The following is a 16,177-nucleotide window of genomic DNA, read 5'->3' as shown; positions in this document are numbered from 1 at the left end:
TTGCTCGGCGTGGCCGCTGATGGAGGACGGCGATGACGACGACCCGCAATCCCTGGACCGTGCTGTTCGCGCTCTGTGTCGGACAGTCCCTCGGCCTGCTCAACTCCACCGTGGTCAACGTCGCCCTCCCGGCGATCGGGGACGACCTCGGCGCCACCCTCGAACAGCTGCTCTGGGTGGTCAACGTCTACATCCTGGTGCTCACCGCGCTGACCATGGTCGGTGCCCGGTTCGGCGACTTGTTCTCGCCGAAGCGCATGTACCTGATCGGGCTGGGCGTTTTCACCGCCGCATCTGTCCTGTGTGGACTGGCGATGAGTCCTGGCCAGCTCATCGCGGCGCGGGTGGCACAGGCGGTCGGGGGCGCGCTGATGTCGCCGCAGACGCTGTCGATCATCACCAAGATCTTCCCCGCTGACCGGCGGGGCGCGGCGATCGGCGTGTGGGGGTCGTTCGCGGGGGTCTCGGTCGCGGCGGCGCCGACCGTCGGTGGACTGCTGGTGTCGGTGTTCGACTGGCGGTGGGTGTTCTTCGTCAACGTGCCCATCGGGGTGGCCGGGTTCGTGCTGGCACTGCTGGTGGTGCCGGATGTCAAGGCATCGGCCACCCGCAAGCTGGACCTGGTCGGCATCGGCCTGGTCACCGCCGGTCTGTTCCTGATCACCTATGCGCTACTCGAAGGCGAGCCGCACCACTGGGGTCGCGTGTGGGGACCGGTCACCGCGCCGATGCTGCTGGTGGCGGGACTGGCCGCGCTGGTGGGTTTCGTCGTGGTCGAGCGTGGACGGCAGCACCGTGACCCGCTGCTGCCCTTCGCCGTGGTGCGTGACCGCAACTTCGTGCTGATGTCGGCGGTCACGGCGACGATCGCCTGTGGGATCGGCTGCGTCTTCCTGCTGGTGTTCCTGCACCTGCAGAGCGGCGCGGGCATGAGCGCGCTGGCCTCGGGTCTGGCGGTGGCCGCGGCGCCGTTCGTCTCGATCTTCTTCTCGCCGATCTCCGGGCGGCTGACCGACCGCTTCGGCGGCAAGTGGGTGCTGGTCGGCGGCCTGGTGCTGGCCGCGGCTGGCGTCGGGATGCTGGCGCTGGCGACGCGGACGGACACCACCTGGTCGGCGCTGCTGCCCGCGCTCATCGTGCTCGGCATCGGCATGGGGGTGATCTTCTCCCCTGGTGGGGCGATCGCTATGCGCGACATCGAACCGGAATACTCCGGCGCGGCGTCAGGGTTGCTGAGTCTGAGCAGGTTGACCGGCAGCGCGATCGGCTCAGCTGTTGTCGGGGCGCTGCTTCAGGCCAAGGTCGCTTCGGCGGGCCGGGATCTGTCGGACTTGCCGCCGCAGGTACTGACCGACGCGGTGCGGTTCGCTTATCTGGTGCCGATCGGCGTTCTCGTCGTCGGGATCGCTTTGACCATGGCCGCTCGCACCGCTAGCCCCAAGTCCGAACCGGCGGCGGTGAGGTGACCTGGCGCCGTCGGTCTCGCGAGGTGGCGTTGTGGGTGCCTGTTCGGGTGGTTTGCCTTGATTTGGGGCCCCTCGAATGGGCCTGTGCGGGTCAAAAGGCGAGCTCAAGGAACCTCACCCGCACCGCGAGTTTAGGCCCATTCACCCCAAATCAAGGCAAACCACCCGAACAGGCCGTTCGGGCTGGCGTGCGCGTGTGGCAGGTGTGTGCGTTTGTCAGGCGTGCGCGCGGCGCGGTGGGCCGGTCCAGCGGGTCGCGTTGGGGAGGTCCAAGTCGAACTGGTCTAGCACGCGTGCGCAGATGTGGGTGACTAGGTCGTCGATGGTCTGCGGGCGGTTGTAGAAGGCGGGCATGGGCGCGGCCATCACCGCGCCCATCCGGGTCAGCGCGAGCATGTTCTCCAGGTGGATCTCCGACAGCGGCAGCTCGCGGGGCACGAGCACCAACCGCCTGCGCTCCTTGAGGGTGACATCGGCGGCGCGGGGGATGAGGCCCTCGCCGTAGCCGGTGCGGATCGCCGCGAGTGTCTTCATGCTGCACGGGGCGATGATCATCCCGTCGGTGCGGAACGACCCGCTGGCGATCGGGGCGGAGTGGTCGCCCGGGCCGTGGCTGTGGTCGGCCAGCGCCTGCACATCGGCGGCGGTCAGGTCGGTCTCCATCTCCAGGGTCGCCCGGCCCCACCGGCTCAGCACCAGGTGGGTCTCGACGCCGAGGTCGCGCAGCGCGGTGAGGATGCGCACGCCGATGACCGCGCCGGTCGCCCCGGTGATCCCCACGACCAGCCTCATGGTTGCCCGCCGAAGCTGCGGAAGACGTTGTGCCGCAACGAGAATGGTGTGGTCGCGTCGACAAACGAGCGGTCGGACCTGCCTTCCCTCCACGTCGCGCTGTGTGAAGGGTCCACTGGCAGTGGGCCGAACCCGGAGATGGTCCCGGTGTCGGTGCCGAGATTGGTCCGGGTGGTCATCGCCCAGAGCACGTCCTCGGGGGCGCGGATGTCGACGTCGGGGTCGGTGAACACGACCAGCTTGACGAAGAAGTGCTGCCGGAGGATCCGCTCGGCGAGGTCGGCCAGCGCGCCATCGTCGTCGGCGCTGGTCTTGCGCACCGCGGCGACCAGCAGCAGCATGCCGCCGCCCGCCGCGCTGAAGTGCAGGTCGTGCAGGAGGTGACCGTGCGGCCCGGTGTCTGACAGCGCGACCGACACCGCCCCCGCCAGGCCGAGGATCACCGACTGCTCCCGGCCGGGGCCGATCACCGCGTGGAAGAGGGGGTCCCGTCGGGTGGTCACGGCGGTCACGGTGATGACCGGAAGGCCGGTCCGCGCTTCACCGTCGTAGCCGAGGAACTCGGGCAAGGACACGCCGGGCGGTCCGTCGAGGGTCTCGTCGGCGACGGTGTCGTCCAGGTATCCCTCGATCACGATCTCCGAGTCGGCCAGCACGGGAACGGCCTGACTGACGCCAGTGGCGATCCGCGCCGGCGCGCCCGCGAGCGCACCGGCCATCGAGAGCTTGTCGACCCCGGCGGGCAGGAACGCCGTGCCGAGAGCCGAGGCGACCATCGCGGCGGGCGGGGCGCCGATGTTCACCGACACGGCCAGCCTGCCAGTGGACTCGTGCAGCCGCCGCAGCGCGCGCCCGGGAACCATCCAGATCGCCAACCGGGTGGCGTCGAGCACGAGCATCCGGTGCACCGACATCGCGACATCCCCCGCCATCACGATGCCCGTCGTCAAGTAGGGCCCCGCGTCGCGCGGCGTGGCGGTGAGAGCGGGAAGCGCGGTGAGGTCGCCCGGCATGGAAACGACCTGCGCGCACACCGGATCGGCGACGGTCACCGGCGCGATAGCCGCCGCGGCGAGTCGGTGTGCGGCGGCGCGGTCGGTGCGGTCGGGAAGACCGGGCAACCAGTCGCGCACCCGCCGCTCCGCGCCGTACGCGCCCAGCAGCACCGGCATGGCCGAGCCGGGAACCTGATAGGTCACCGCCGGTTCGTCCCTGGTGAGCGGCGTGGCCGGAATCCCGGCGAAGTGCTCGGCGAAGTGCCGCGCGATCTCGTCGGCGGGCAACACGACATCCATCGCCACCGGATCCACCGCATCGCGCAGCGACAGCGCGGCGCCCAGTCGCACCGGATCCACGGTGTTGCGCGGGGACGGCGCGGCGTCCGTTCGCGCCGAATCCGCCGCAGGCACCGCGACGCCGGGGATGGGTTGGTCGAGGGGGCGCGGGTCGGTCTTCTGGCCTGGCTCACGGAGGATGTCGGTCATTACCCGGCCTCGTTCAGATGCGTGGCGAGGGTGCCGAACCACTCGGCTGGGTCGGTCGCGCGCAGCAGGCCGGTGCCGACCAGCAGGCCCCGGTAGCCCGCCGCGAGCAGCGAGGCCGCCTGTGCGGGGTGCTCGATCCCGCTGGCGCTGACCGGGTACGGCGTCCCGGTCGCCTGGACCGTCGCCAGTAGGTCCGCGCCGCGGCGGAGGTCGGCGGGGGTGCGTTCGCGGGTGCTGATGTCCTTGTTGTTCACCGCGATCACGCACTCGGCGGCTCGGGGCACGATGGCGATCTCGGCCTCGTCTGTCACCTCCACGAACGGCGTGATCCCGTGCCCGATGGCCGCGTCCACCAGCCGTCGCATCGAGGTGGCCGTCAGCAGCTTCACCGTCAGCAGGACCGCGGCGGCCCCGCAGTCCGCCGCGGTCTCGATGTGGGCGTCTCGGGTGATGAAATCCTTCTGCAGCACCGGAAGCGGGCTCGCGGCGGTGACCTCGCGCAGCAGGTCGACGGTGCCGCCGAACCAGCGGCCGGTCACCACCGACAGGCAGGCCGCGCCCGCGTCGGCGTAGGCCGCGGCGATCGCGGTGGGGGTGCGGCCGCGCAGGAGGTCCTCCCCGTCGGCGGTGCGGGGCTTGATCTCGGCGATCACCGGCGGACTGCCCGCCGCCAGCGCCTCGGTGAACCGGGTCATGGCACCTCCTCATCCGTGACAACCTCGGCGTCGCCAGAGCGCGTGTTCCGATCAACGCTTGGGTTCGACCCGATCTTTGAAAACTCCTGAGCTGTCCAGCCGCGCTTGATCGCGGCCACCTTGGCCGGGTCGATCCGGCCCGTGTCGTCGCGGGCCCCGGTGTCCACGTCGATCCCGGCCAGCCGCGGATGGGTCAGCAGCGACCGGAACTGGTCGGCGTTGTCGGCGGTGAGCCCGCCCGCGAGCATGACCGGCACCGTGGTGGCCGCCAGGACCTCGGCGACGGCGGACGGGTCGACCCGCACCGCGGTGCTGCCGATCCGCCCGTCCGCGGCGAGGGTGTCGACCAGGAACATCCGCACGCCCGCCCGTTCGTAGGCCCGGATCAGTCCGCGCTCGACGCACTCGCCGCCGCGCACGTGCAGCACCTTGATCACGTCGACCTCGGCGGCCATGGCCCGCACCATCGCGGGCGGCTGGTACCCGTGCAGCTGCACCCAGCCCACCCCGGACCGCTCGACCGCCGCCCGCACCGCGGCCACCCCGGAGTCCAGGGTGACCAGCACGGGCGCCGGTCCGGCGAGGGTGGCCGCGGCGGCCAGCGAGCCGAGCGCGTCCGCGCTCAGCTCGGCGTGGCCGCCGCGCACCCCGTGCCACAGGCCGATGAAGTCGACGCCCGCCGCGGCGAGCACCTCGATGTCGGCGACGCCGGCGGCGCCGCAGATCTTCACCAGCACCGGAGACCCGCCGTTCGGTCAGGCATCGGGGACGGTCGGCAGCTCGGCGAGGGCCTTGTCGGCCATCGCCGGGTCGTAGTCCTCGTCGCGCAGCTCGCCCGCGAGGTACGCCCCGTAGGAGCCGAGGTCGAAATGCCCGTGCCCGGACAGGCCGAACACGATCGTCTCGGCCTTGCCCTCGTCGCGGCAGCGCATCGCCTCGCTGATGGCCACCGAGATGGCGTGGGTCGACTCCGGCGCGGGCACGATGCCCTCGGACCGGGCGAAGGTCAGGCCCGCCTCGAAGCAGCGCGTCTGCGCCTCGGCCCGCGCCTCGACCAGGCCGCGGTCGACGACGGCGCTGACCAGCGGCGACATGCCGTGGTAGCGCAGCCCGCCCGCGTGCACCGGCGGCGGGATGAAGCCGTGGCCGAGGGTGTGCATCTTCAGCAGCGGGGTGAGCCCGGCGGTGTCGCCGAAGTCGTAGGCCAGCTTGCCCTGGGTGATCGTGGGGCAGGCGGCGGGCTCGGCGGCGATGACCCGCACGTCCCGGCCGCCGCGCAGCTTCTCGCCGAGGAACGGGAAGGCCAGGCCGCCGAAGTTGCTGCCGCCGCCGGTGCAGCCGATCACGATGTCCGGGTAGTCCTCGGCGAGCGCGAACTGGGCGATCGCCTCCTGGCCGATCACGCTCTGGTGGAGCAGCACGTGGTTGAGCACGCTGCCGCCCGCGTAGTTGGTCGTCGGGTCGTTGACCACGAGTTCCAGCGCCTCGGAGGTGGCGATGCCGAGGCTGCCGGGGCAGTCGGGGTCGGCGGCGAGGATGTTGCGGCCGACCTCGGTCTCCTGGCTGGGACTGGGCGTGCAGCGCGCGCCGTAGGTCTCCATCAGCAGCCGCCGGTACGGCTTCTGGCCGTAGCTCACCTTGACCATGAACACCTGGACTTCGATGTCGAACAGCGCGCCCGCCAGCGCCAGCGACGAGCCCCACTGGCCCGCGCCGGTCTCGGTGGCCAGCCTGGTGATCCCGGCTTCCTTGTTGTAATACGCCTGCGCGATAGCCGTGTTCGGCTTGTGGCTGCCCGCCGGGCTGACACCCTCGTACTTGTAGTAGATCCGCGCCGGGGTGCCCAGCGCGCGCTCCAGCCTGCGGGCCCGGAACAGCGGGGCCGGGCGGTACTGGCCGTAGATCTGGCGGACCGGCTCCGGGATCTCGATCTCCCGCTCCCGCGACAGCTCCTGGACCGCCAGCGCCTCCGGCATGATCGGCAGCAGGTCCTCGACGGTGATCGGCGCGCCGGTTCCCGGGTGCAGCAGCGGTTCCAGGCCGGGCAGGTCGGCGGCGATGTTGTACCAGGTGCGCGGGATCTGGTCCTCGCCGAGCTGGTACTTGATCTGTTCGTACACGGTGTTCCCCAATCGTGGGTCAGTGGGTGGTGGCCGAGTAGGTGTCCGCGACGAGCGACCCGGCGGTGAACCGGTCCGGCTCGTCGAACAGCTTCGGGTGCGCGGCGCGCAGACCGGCGATGACGCTTTCGTAGGGCAGGTCAGCGAACTCGCCGTGGACGCGGACGAACTCCATGTGCTGTCGGCCCTGGGTGTCGAACGGGTGGTAGACGCTGTCCGCGGTGCCGTCGAACTCCAGCGGCGCCATGCGGTAGAGCCGACAGAGCGTCTTGTTGAACACCGGGGTCGCCTTGAGCCAGCGGCCGTCCAGATTCAGCGAGACAAGGCAGTGATAGGTGAACATGTCGCCGCCGACGAGCTCGCGGAGTCGGTCGGAGGCAAGGTGGTTGCGCACGTCGGTGAGCAGCAGCCTGCTCGGCACACCGACCGCGCGCAGCGCCGCCGCGTACACCACCGACTTGTGCAGGCACATGCCCGATCCCGTGCGCAGCACCGCGCTCGCGCGCAGCCCGGTCCTGGACAGGTCGGCGCCGTAGACCTCGTAGCGCACCCGGTCGCGGACGGCGTAGTAGAGCGCGACCGCCCGCGCGACGGTCGACATCGACGGATCGGACACCTTGTCGACCAGGGCCCGCACCTCGTCGGACTCGTGGTCGAGGAACTCGGTGGCCGCCAGTTCCGCGATCACTTGGTCACCCCCAGCATCGCCGCGACGCGGTTGCGCTGGATCTCCGAGGTGCCCGAGTAGATCGTCCCCGCCACCGCGTTGCGCAGGTCCTTCTCGACGCCGTACTCGGCCATGTAGCCGTTGCCGCCGTGGATCTGCACCGCCGCGAGCGCGGAGGCCAGGTTGTGCTCGCTGGCGACCAGTTTGGTGATGGCCAGGTCCGTGGTGATGCTCTCGCCCGCCGCGAACTTGGCAGCGGTGTCGTAGATCCACTTCGCGGTGGTCTCCACGCCGACCTTCATGTCGGCGATCTTGTGGGAGATCGCCTGGTAGGAGCCGATGGGCTGACCGAACTGGACCCGCTCGCGCGCGTAGTCGACGCACTGGTCGAGCCGGTGGCGCATCTCGCCGAGGGTGATGGCGAAGGAGCAGAGGATCTCCCACTTCATCACGTAGTCCAGCACCAGGAAGCCGGTTCCCACCTTGCCGACCACGTTGGCCGCCGGGACCCGGCACCCGTCGAGGAACACCTCACACAGCGGCGAAGTGCGCAGACCCATCTTGGCGATGGAGTTGCCCACGTGCAGCCCCGGCGTGTCCCGCTCGACCAGGAACGCCGTGATGCCAAGGGGTCCGCCCTTGGGATGGGTGCGGGCGTAGATCATGAACAGGCCCGCGACCGGACCGTTGCTCACGAAGGTCTTGCTCCCGTCGAGCACGAAGTCCGCGCCGTCCCTGGTGGCCTTCGTCCGCATCCGCAGTGCGTCGGACCCGCCGTCCGGCTCGGTGATCGCGTGCGCGCCGATGGCGTCGCCGGAGACGATTCTCGGCAGGTGAGCGCGTTTGAGCGCAGCGGCGCCGAACCGCTGCAGCGGGACGCCGACGCTGACCATGTGGGTCGACAGCGAGAAGCTCAGCCCGCTGTCGCGGCAGCCGCGGCCCAGCCCTTCCAGGACGTAGAGCGTGGTCAGCAGGTCACGGCCGAGGCCGTCGTACTCCTCGTCGAACGGCAGGCCCGCGATACCGCTCTCCTGGACCATTTTCCACTTGTGCCAGGGGAACTCCGCCGCCGCGTCGAGTTCGACGTGGTCGGCGGACAGCCCCGCGCACCACTGGTCGATCCCGGCCCGCAGGTCCCGCTGCTCCTGAGTCCACTCGATCACGTTGGTCAGCCCGCTCAGTAGTGGGAGAACTCTGCCGAGTCGAGCCGGTGGATCTCGTCGCCCTTGAGCGCCGGGCTGAACACGCACACCAGGCGCAAGTCCGAGTCCGGCGCGGCGACGAGGAAGTGGGCGTCGTGTTGGTCGAGGGCGTATAACGTGCCCGGCTCTATGGGGTGGGAGTTGCCGTCGGCGTCGACGACCTCGCCCGCGCCCTCGATGCAATAGCAGGCCTCCAGGTGGCGGCGGTACTCCAGCCGGGACTTGGTGCCCGCGCGGACGACCGTGTCGGTGACGGTGTAGCCCATCCCGTCGGATTCCAGCAGGAACCGGCGGCTCAGGCCGTTGCCCCATTCGACAGTGGCCACTTCGGACAGTTTGCGGACGATCACTTCGCACTCCTTGGGGTTGTCGGGTTGATGGACTTGAGCATGGCGACGAACTCGGCGAGGTCGGCGACGACGTCGCGGCGGTCCTCGGCCGCACGCTCGACGACGGCGACGGCCGCGCTGCCGACCACCGCGGCGTCGGCTCCCGCGCGGGCGAGGGCGGCGACCTCGCTGGGTCCCCGCACGCCGAAGCCGACCGCGATGGGCGCGCTCGTGCGGGTCCGCAGGTCGTCGATCACCGCGCCGAGTTGGGCGAACCCGTCCGGCGGCGCGGAGCCGGTGCGCCCGTAGTGGGCGACCAGGTACAGGTAGGCCGACGCGGTGGCCGCCGACTCGGCGAGCACGGCCTGCGCCGACTTCGGATAGCAGGTGGCCACGATCGGCATCCCGGCCGCGGCCGCCGCCTCGCGGTAGGCCCACCGCACGCGGGGCGGGAGCCCATGCACCAGCAGGCCGTCGACCGCGGCGTCGGCGGCCGTGGCGACGAACTCCGCGAGCCCTAGGGGGCGGACCGTGTGACTCCAGTCGGCGAGCAGCGCGATCTTGGTGTGCCGGAGTTCGCCGCGCACCGTGTCCAGGCACTTGAGCACCTCGGCGAGGTCGGTCCCGTCGGCCAGGGCCCGGTCGGCCGAGCGGCGGATCACCGGCCCGTCGGTGATCGAGTCCGGGAACGGCACCGCCAGCTCCACGCAGTCCACTTCGGACTCGTCGAGCGCGCGCAGCAGGTCGGGCAGCACGGACAGCGGGGGATCGCCCGCGTTGAGGAACAGGGCGAGGCCGATCTCACCCGGCCGCCGGTCGGCGAAGAAGGCGTTCTCAGGCATGGACGGCCGCCGGATCGGTCGAGCGCACCCGCGCCAGCAGGTCGGTCGCCGCGCCGCCGCGCACGGCGTCGCGGGCCGCGGCGAACGCGTCGGCCCAGTCGGTGAACCGGCCGCCCAGCACGCCAAGCGCGGCGGCGTTGAGGCACACGGTGTGCACGGCGGTCGCGGGCCCGGTCCCGGCCAGCACGGCGTGGAACTGCTCGACCGGGTTCGGCCACGGCCGCAGGTCCTCGATCGTGCCCTCGCTGGGCGCGGGCGACCCCGCGGCCAGGGTGAATGTCTCGCCGTCATCGGGATGCACGACGTTGTCGGTGCAGCTGATCAGCTCGTCGGCGCCGAAGTCGTTGCCGCACAACCACACCCGCTTGTTCGGGTCGCGGCGGGCGAGCAGCCGCAGCGCGGGCAGCATCCGCTCGTCGGAGAACCCGGTGAGCTGGGCGCCGACCGGCATCGCGGCCAGGAACGGGCCGACCCGGTTGACGAACGTGCCCACCGTGCGCAGGTCGAGCGGGACGATCTGGCTCGCCAGCCGGGCGATCTCGGCCGGGTAGACGAACTGGCCGGCGAACGCCACCCCCAGCCGGTCGAGGCGCTCGGCGGTGTCCGCGAAGTCCTCGGTCAGCCCGACGCCGAGGGCTTCGAGCAGGTCGAACGAGCCGTACTTGCTGGTGTAGGCGCGCGACCCGGTCTTGATCACCCGCACGCCGATCGCCGCGGCGACGACGGCCGCGGCCGTGGAGACGTTGAAGGTGCGCGGCCCGCCGCCGGTCCCGACGATGTTCACCGCGTCCGGGAAAGCCACACCGGGGTCGCCGCGCCGCTCGTCGAGGCTGTCGAACAGCGCGTGGAGCGTGTCGTCGTCGGGCATCGCGGTGGACAGCGACGCGAGCAGGGCGGCGCCCTCGCCGCGGCGCAGGTCGCCATCGGCCAGCCGGTCGAAGAACCCGTGCCAGTCGGCGCGGTCGATGGGGCCGTCCCTGGCGACCAGCCTGGTGAGCAGCGCGGTCACCGGGTGCTCGCGGGAGCCGTCCGCGCCTTGGCGACGAACTCGCCGATCGCGGTGACACTGCGCAGGCTGTCCGGGTCGAGTTCGATGTCGTCGACGGGCAGGGCGAAGCGGTCCTCCAGCCAGGCGAGCAGCTTGAGCAGGCCGAGGCTGTCGATCACGCCGTTCTCGATCAGGTCGAGGTCGTCGGCCAGTTCGCTCTCCGGCACGTCCGGCAGGAACTCGGCGAGCACGAACCGCTTGATCACCTGTGTGTCACTCATGATCGGGCCTCCAGATAGGTGCGCTTGATGCGCGTTCGGTCGGGTTTTCCGGTCGAGGTGGCGGGAAGCGGCTGGTCGACCAGGTGGATCACACCTGGCACGGCGGCCTTGGGCAGCAGGCGCGCGCAGTGCCGGCGGACGGCGAGGCTGTGCGGGCCGTCCGGCGAACGGCGTCGGACCACCGCGTGCAGCACCGTTCCGCCGAGCGGGTCGCCCCCGGCGAGCACGACGGCCTCGGCGACTCCCGGATGGGCCAGCAGCGCCCGCTCGACCTGCTGGGTGTTGACCTGCACGCCGCGCACCTTGACGTGGAAGTCCTTGCGGCCTGCCAGGGTCAGCGTGCCGTCGGTGTGCCGCTCGACGATGTCGCCGGAGCGGAAGTACCGGCGGTCGTCGGCGCCGGTCGGGTGCGGTCCGAACGCGAGCCGAGCCTGGTCGGGGTCGAGATACCCGGGGCTGGCGAACGGTGTGCTGACATACAGCTCGCCGGTCCCCGCCCCGGTCACCGCCGCGCCGTCGGCGTCGATGATCACCGTGCGCACCCCGTCGATGGGCTTGCCGATCGGGATGGTCGACGCGGTGTCGTCGACGACCTCGTGCAGGAAGCTGTCGTTGGTTTCCGTGCAGCCGTAGAGGTTGTAGAGGCGCGCGGCGGGGAACCGCGCGCGCAGCGGCGGCAGGCAGCGCACGGGGAGCGCGTCCCCGGTGAAGATCACCTGGTCGGCTCGGTAGGAGCCGCCGTGCTCGGCGAGGAGCTGGTAGAGCATCGGGACGGCCTGCACCACGTCGACCTGGTGGGCGGTGAGCAGGTCGGCCAGGTACGGGGCCAGCGTGGCTTTCGCCGGGTCGACCAGCACGACCCGGCCGCCCGCGCCGAGCGTGGTCCAGATGTCGAGCAGGCAGAGGTCGAAGTTGAGCGGCGCGTAGTTGAGCACCGTGCGGCCGGGGGCGATGTGGAACGCGGCCGCCGCCCAGTCGGCGAACGCGGCCACCGCGCCGCCGGTCAGCGGGACGATCTTCGGCACCCCGGTCGAGCCGGACGTGGTGAGCATGAAGCCGACCGAGTCGGGGGTCGCCACGGTGCGCAGTTCGCCCGTGGCCTGCTCGACGGCGATGACGTGGTCGATGAGACCGGCCGCCTGGTCAGGTCTGGTGGACAGGACGGCCGCGCAGTCGGCGGCGGTGAACAGGGCGGCGAGGGTCGCGTGGGGGAGTGTGGCCGAGGGCAGCAGGAACGCCCGGCCCGCGCCAAGCAGGGCCAGGATCAGCGCGATGGCGCGCGGATTCTTGTCCAGCACAAGGCCAACCGGCCTGTCCGCGGGAAGGTCGAGCCGGTCCACCTCCCGCTGGGCACCGCGGGCCAGCGCGTGCAGTTCGCCGTAGGTGATCTCCTGATCGGCCCAGATCAGGGCCACCGCCTGGGGTGCGCGGTCGGCCTGGTGGACGAAATGTTCAGCGAGGTTCCCGGATTTCCCGGCAATTGGTCCCAACGTCCATCCCCTGCGCCCGTAGTTCCCGGTCCAATTGCGCCCGAATGACGGCGGAAGAGTCGCAGCACTCCCATGCCGCGCACATGGGAGTCACGCACCCAATTTTCTTGCCGGGTAAGCCTTTCGGCCGTGACCGGAAGCAACCCTAGGGGGCGGTCAGGCCGGGCGAAGGGCTTGCGCCACTTGATCGTGTTCACTTACGGTAGTTGAACGAACGCAAGGCGCTGTCCCTGTTGTCGCCGCCGGACCTGCGTGGAGAGCGGCAAAAGGGGGTGATTTTCACCCATGACACCGGTCGGATGCCGTGACAGCGTGTGGCTTTGTGAGTTCGATGGCGACGCTCGCGGCAGGCGGTGGCCGCCGATGGCTCGATGCCTACCTGCCACCGGGTTGGTGGGCGCCCGGTTTGGCCCTGCACGAACGGATCCGGACGCCGGTCACACCCGGCGACGGCCCGTCGGACCCCCGACTCGACGCCTGGCGAGCGGTCCATGGGCCGGACGGCGCGGCGCGGTTCGCCGCCCGGTTGGCCGAACAAGGACTTGATGAACAGCGATTGGCCTGGTTGCTCGCCGAGCCGCCGTCGGCGCTCGCCGCCCGGGTGCCGCGGCCCGCGTGGGCCGACACCGTTGAACGCGCCCTGATCGCGGCGGTGGACGAGCCGGTCGACGTGCCCGAGGCGTGGCGGGACGCCTTCGCCGTCGTGCTGCGCCCGTTCGTCGCCGACGCGGGCGACCGGCTCACCACCGCGCTGGTCGGGATGGTCGGCATCGATCGACTCGCCGTCGTCCTGGACGCCCGCGCCCACTTGAGTCGCAGGCTGGTCGGCATCGCGACCAGGATCCTGGTCCGGGAACTGGGCGCCCGCCGCGCGGCCGGGGTTCTGACCGGGGTCACGTCTTCGGACCGGTTCGCCGACTTCGTCCGCCAACTGGCCCGGCCCGTGGAGCTGGCAGCCGCGTTGGGCCGGTACCCGGTGCTGGCCCGGCTGATCGCCCAGGCGTGCGACGCGGCCGTGACGGCCTGCGCGGAGCTGCTCGACCGGTTCGTCCGCGACCGTGCGGACATCGTGCGGGACCTGCTCGGCGGCGTGGACCCCGGCCTTGTCGTCGGCGTCGACCTCGGCCAAGGAGATCCGCATCGAGGCGGGCGCGCGGTCGCGGTGCTGCGGTTCGACGACGGGCGCCGAGTGGTCTACCGGCCCAGGGACATCGAGGCCCACCTGCGGTTCGGCGCGATGATCGACTGGATGAACCGGCTGGCTCCCGGACTCGGCCTGCGCGCGGTCGCGGCGATCGCCCGGTCAGGGTACGGCTGGCTGGAGTTCATCGACCGGGCCCCGTTGCCCGACGCCGCCGGGGCGGATCGCTTCTACCGCAAGCTAGGCGCACTGCTCGCCATCGTGCACGTGGTCCACGCGGGCGACCTGCACTACCAGAACCTGATCGCCGCGGGCGACACACCGGTGCTCGTCGACTTGGAGACGCTGTTCCACCCCCGGCTCGCGGCCCCCCGCGCGGCAGGCGACGACCCCGCCGCCGACGCGCTCGCCGACTCGGTCTACCGGACCTCCCTGCTGCCGGTGATGGTCGTCGGCGACCACGGCGCGGTGGACTGCTCCGGCCTCGGCGGCGACGCGGGGCCGCTGGAGCCCGACAGCGTGCTGGACTGGGCCGACCCCGCGACCGACCTGATGCGGCCGGTCCTCTGGCCGCGGCCGTTCCGGCCCGCGGGGAATCGGCCCAGGCTGGACGGCCGCGAGATCGAGCCCGGCGACCACGAATCCGCGCTGCTCAACGGTTTCCGGCTCGGCTACGACGCGCTGGTCCGGCACCGCGACGACTTCGCCGTGCTGCTGCGCGCCTGCGTGGACACCGAGGTTCGGGTCGTGGCCCGGCCGACTCGGGGGTACGCGGCGCTGCTGGCCGAGGCCACCGATCCCGAGGTGCTGGCCGACGGGCTCGACCGGGACCGGATGTTCGAGGTGCTGTGGACCTCGGCGGCGGCCGACCCGGTCCGGTGGCGGCTGTGTCCGGCCGAGACGGCCGACCTGTGGGCGGGCGACGTGCCGCTGTTCGCGGGCCGCCCCGGTGGCACCGACCTCTGGACCTCGACCGGCGCCCGGGGGCCGCGGCTGCTGGACCGCGCTGGGCTCGCGGTCGCCATGGGCAAACTCGCCGCGCTGGGCGAGATCGACCGCCGCGACCAGGAGTGGATCATCGCGGCGACCCTGGCCACCCGCCGCCCAGCGCGTCCGCACCGCGCGCCAAGACCGATGCCCGGGTCGATCGCGGGCACGTCCGCGCCCGCCGAGCGGCTACTGGTCGCGGCCTGCGCGGTCGGCGACCAGATCGTCGCCAGGGGGATCGCCGACGGCGGCGCGGTGAGCTGGATCGGGCTGGAACTCGTCGACGAGCGGCAGTGGCTGGTGCTGCCGATGGGGGTGGGCCTGGCCAACGGGACCCTCGGGGTCGCCCTGTTCCTGGCTCAGCTGGCCGAGTTGAGCGGCATCGACCGCTACACCGACGTGGCCGGTCGGACGCTGCGCGGCACCGCGGCCCTGATCGAGCGGTTCGCCGACGCGCCAGAGTCGGCGCCTGCCGTGGGGTCCGGTGGGCTGCACGGATTCGGCGGCATCGCCTACGCCTTGGCCCGCATCGCCCGCCTTCTCGACGACGGCGACCTCCGGCGGCTGGCCGCGACCTCGGTCGATCTCGCGGCCGCCGCCGCGGACGGCGCTCCCGGCTGGGCCACCGGCGGCGCGGGCTGCCTGGCGGCCATGGGCGCGGTGCACGCGGAGTTGGACCTTCCCGCCGCCGGGACGCTGGCCCGGTCCTGCGCGGACGGGCTCGTCCAGCTGGTCGCCGATCCCGGTGACGATCCGCCCAGCGGGTTCGCCGACGGGGTGGCCGGGGTGGCGTGGGCACTGTCCCGCTACGCCGAGTCGGTCGCCGAGCCCGGCTACGCCGAGGCCGCGCGGCGGGCGGCGGCCCTGGTGGCCGAGGACCCGGGACAGCCGCCGGGGTGGTGCGCGGGTACGGCGGGTCTGCTGCTGGGACGAAGCTGTGCGGCCGACGGCGGTGGTCCCCGGATGGCCGACCAGGTCCGGGACCTGGCCTGGCGGCCGGTCCTGAGCGACCTGAGTCTGTGCTGCGGCGAACTCGGCGTCATCGACACCGTGACCGCTCTGACCGCGCGCGTTCCGGGTGTCGCCGACACCCGCCGCCGGTCGGCCGGGCTCGTGCTGGACGCGATCACCCGCCACGGCGCGCGGTGCGGCACCCCAGGTCAGGTGCCCACGCCGGGGCTGCTGAATGGCCTGGCCGGAATCGGCTATGGATTGCTTCGGCTCGGTTTCGCTAATCGGGTCCCATCGGCGCTGTTGCTCGAATCGATCCAGCATGATGCCAATTGACGCGCTACGGCGCGAGTGTGAAAGGAAGAAACCGATGAGTGGAGAACGCATGTCCGAGATCGCGGCGACCCCGCAAAAACTCGAAGTGGTCGAATTTTCAAGAATCGGCACCCTGGGCAGAAGATGGCAGGCACCCGCGGTCGCCTTCGGGATGAGAGCGGCCGCGCTGGCCGGTATCGCCGTAGCCGTCGGCACCGGCGGGGTCGACGCGCTCAACGGTATCTTCGCGGGCCCGGACGCGGTGGCCTCCTACAGTTGGCCCATGGGCTCGACCTGCTGCATCGAGGACGTCTGACCGCGATAAGGCGATTGGGACTGGGCCGGTCGCCCGATTGGCCCGGTCCTTGTCGGCCCAATTTGGAGGGCCGAATGCCGCAATGGGGACCAGGGGCTCACCGAATCGGTA

Annotated in this window: 15 protein-coding genes; 3 read left to right on the top strand and 12 right to left on the bottom strand. The window is 71.6% G+C overall.

Annotated features, from left to right (window positions below; genetic code table 11):
- Positions 1 to 32: 32 nt before the first annotated feature.
- The gene (locus BN1701_RS14755; protein ID WP_054049268.1) at positions 33 to 1,466 is read left to right on the top strand and encodes an MFS transporter; all 1,434 of its coding nucleotides are present in this window, start codon (positions 33 to 35) and stop codon (positions 1,464 to 1,466) included.
- Between the two features lie 216 nt (positions 1,467 to 1,682).
- Here the strand turns inward: BN1701_RS14755 and BN1701_RS14750 are convergent, their stop codons facing one another.
- From BN1701_RS14750 to BN1701_RS14695, 12 genes are read right to left on the bottom strand one after another with little or no spacing between them, the layout of a single operon-like run.
- Complete coding sequence (locus BN1701_RS14750; RefSeq protein WP_054049266.1) at positions 1,683 to 2,258, bottom strand: UbiX family flavin prenyltransferase; 576 nt, start codon at positions 2,256 to 2,258, stop codon at positions 1,683 to 1,685.
- A complete protein-coding gene (locus tag BN1701_RS14745) occupies positions 2,255 to 3,742 on the bottom strand; it encodes a UbiD family decarboxylase (RefSeq protein ID WP_054049264.1) in 1,488 nt (495 codons plus the stop codon). Before BN1701_RS14745 ends, BN1701_RS14750 begins: the two co-directional genes overlap by 4 nt.
- On the bottom strand, positions 3,742 to 4,437 hold the full coding sequence (locus BN1701_RS14740; RefSeq protein ID WP_054049261.1) for an indole-3-glycerol-phosphate synthase: 696 nt from the start codon (positions 4,435 to 4,437) through the stop codon (positions 3,742 to 3,744). Before BN1701_RS14740 ends, BN1701_RS14745 begins: the two co-directional genes overlap by 1 nt.
- Positions 4,434 to 5,174 (bottom strand): hypothetical protein, encoded by a 741-nt coding sequence (locus BN1701_RS14735; RefSeq protein WP_067520726.1) that lies wholly within the window; start codon positions 5,172 to 5,174, stop codon positions 4,434 to 4,436. Before BN1701_RS14735 ends, BN1701_RS14740 begins: the two co-directional genes overlap by 4 nt.
- Positions 5,175 to 5,192: 18 nt before the next feature.
- A complete protein-coding gene (locus BN1701_RS14730) occupies positions 5,193 to 6,557 on the bottom strand; it encodes a TrpB-like pyridoxal phosphate-dependent enzyme (RefSeq protein WP_054055865.1) in 1,365 nt (454 codons plus the stop codon).
- A gap of 19 nt (positions 6,558 to 6,576) precedes the next feature.
- On the bottom strand, positions 6,577 to 7,245 hold the full coding sequence (locus BN1701_RS14725) for a transglutaminase family protein (RefSeq protein ID WP_054049259.1): 669 nt from the start codon (positions 7,243 to 7,245) through the stop codon (positions 6,577 to 6,579).
- On the bottom strand, positions 7,242 to 8,387 hold the full coding sequence (locus tag BN1701_RS14720) for an acyl-CoA dehydrogenase family protein (RefSeq protein WP_054049257.1): 1,146 nt from the start codon (positions 8,385 to 8,387) through the stop codon (positions 7,242 to 7,244). The genes BN1701_RS14725 and BN1701_RS14720 overlap by 4 nt, the downstream gene beginning before the upstream one ends.
- A 14-nt stretch (positions 8,388 to 8,401) precedes the next feature.
- Complete coding sequence (locus BN1701_RS14715) at positions 8,402 to 8,776, bottom strand: ectoine synthase (RefSeq protein ID WP_054049255.1); 375 nt, start codon at positions 8,774 to 8,776, stop codon at positions 8,402 to 8,404.
- A complete protein-coding gene (trpA, locus tag BN1701_RS14710) occupies positions 8,773 to 9,597 on the bottom strand; it encodes a tryptophan synthase subunit alpha (protein ID WP_054049253.1) in 825 nt (274 codons plus the stop codon). Before trpA ends, BN1701_RS14715 begins: the two co-directional genes overlap by 4 nt.
- Entirely contained in the window at positions 9,590 to 10,606 is a 1,017-nt protein-coding gene (locus BN1701_RS14705) for an anthranilate phosphoribosyltransferase (RefSeq protein ID WP_067520723.1), read from the bottom strand. Before BN1701_RS14705 ends, trpA begins: the two co-directional genes overlap by 8 nt.
- Positions 10,603 to 10,866 (bottom strand): phosphopantetheine-binding protein, encoded by a 264-nt coding sequence (locus BN1701_RS14700; protein ID WP_054049251.1) that lies wholly within the window; start codon positions 10,864 to 10,866, stop codon positions 10,603 to 10,605. The genes BN1701_RS14705 and BN1701_RS14700 overlap by 4 nt, the downstream gene beginning before the upstream one ends.
- On the bottom strand, positions 10,863 to 12,356 hold the full coding sequence (locus tag BN1701_RS14695) for an AMP-binding protein (RefSeq protein WP_197672093.1): 1,494 nt from the start codon (positions 12,354 to 12,356) through the stop codon (positions 10,863 to 10,865). The genes BN1701_RS14700 and BN1701_RS14695 overlap by 4 nt, the downstream gene beginning before the upstream one ends.
- A 331-nt stretch (positions 12,357 to 12,687) precedes the next feature.
- Between BN1701_RS14695 and BN1701_RS14690 the strand changes: the two genes are divergently transcribed.
- Together BN1701_RS14690 and BN1701_RS14685 are read left to right on the top strand one after the other, a co-directional pair.
- Positions 12,688 to 15,771, top strand: a complete 3,084-nt coding sequence (locus BN1701_RS14690; protein WP_054049247.1) for a type 2 lanthipeptide synthetase LanM family protein — start codon at positions 12,688 to 12,690, stop codon at positions 15,769 to 15,771.
- A 34-nt stretch (positions 15,772 to 15,805) separates the two neighbouring features.
- Positions 15,806 to 16,066, top strand: a complete 261-nt coding sequence (locus BN1701_RS14685; protein WP_157367985.1) for a hypothetical protein — start codon at positions 15,806 to 15,808, stop codon at positions 16,064 to 16,066.
- Positions 16,067 to 16,177 lie beyond the last annotated feature (111 nt).

Source organism: Alloactinosynnema sp. L-07, from assembly GCF_900070365.1.
Classification (GTDB): domain Bacteria; phylum Actinomycetota; class Actinomycetes; order Mycobacteriales; family Pseudonocardiaceae; genus Actinokineospora.
Note: the sequence above shows the minus strand (reverse complement) of the source record. Positions and strands in the feature narration are given on the sequence as shown.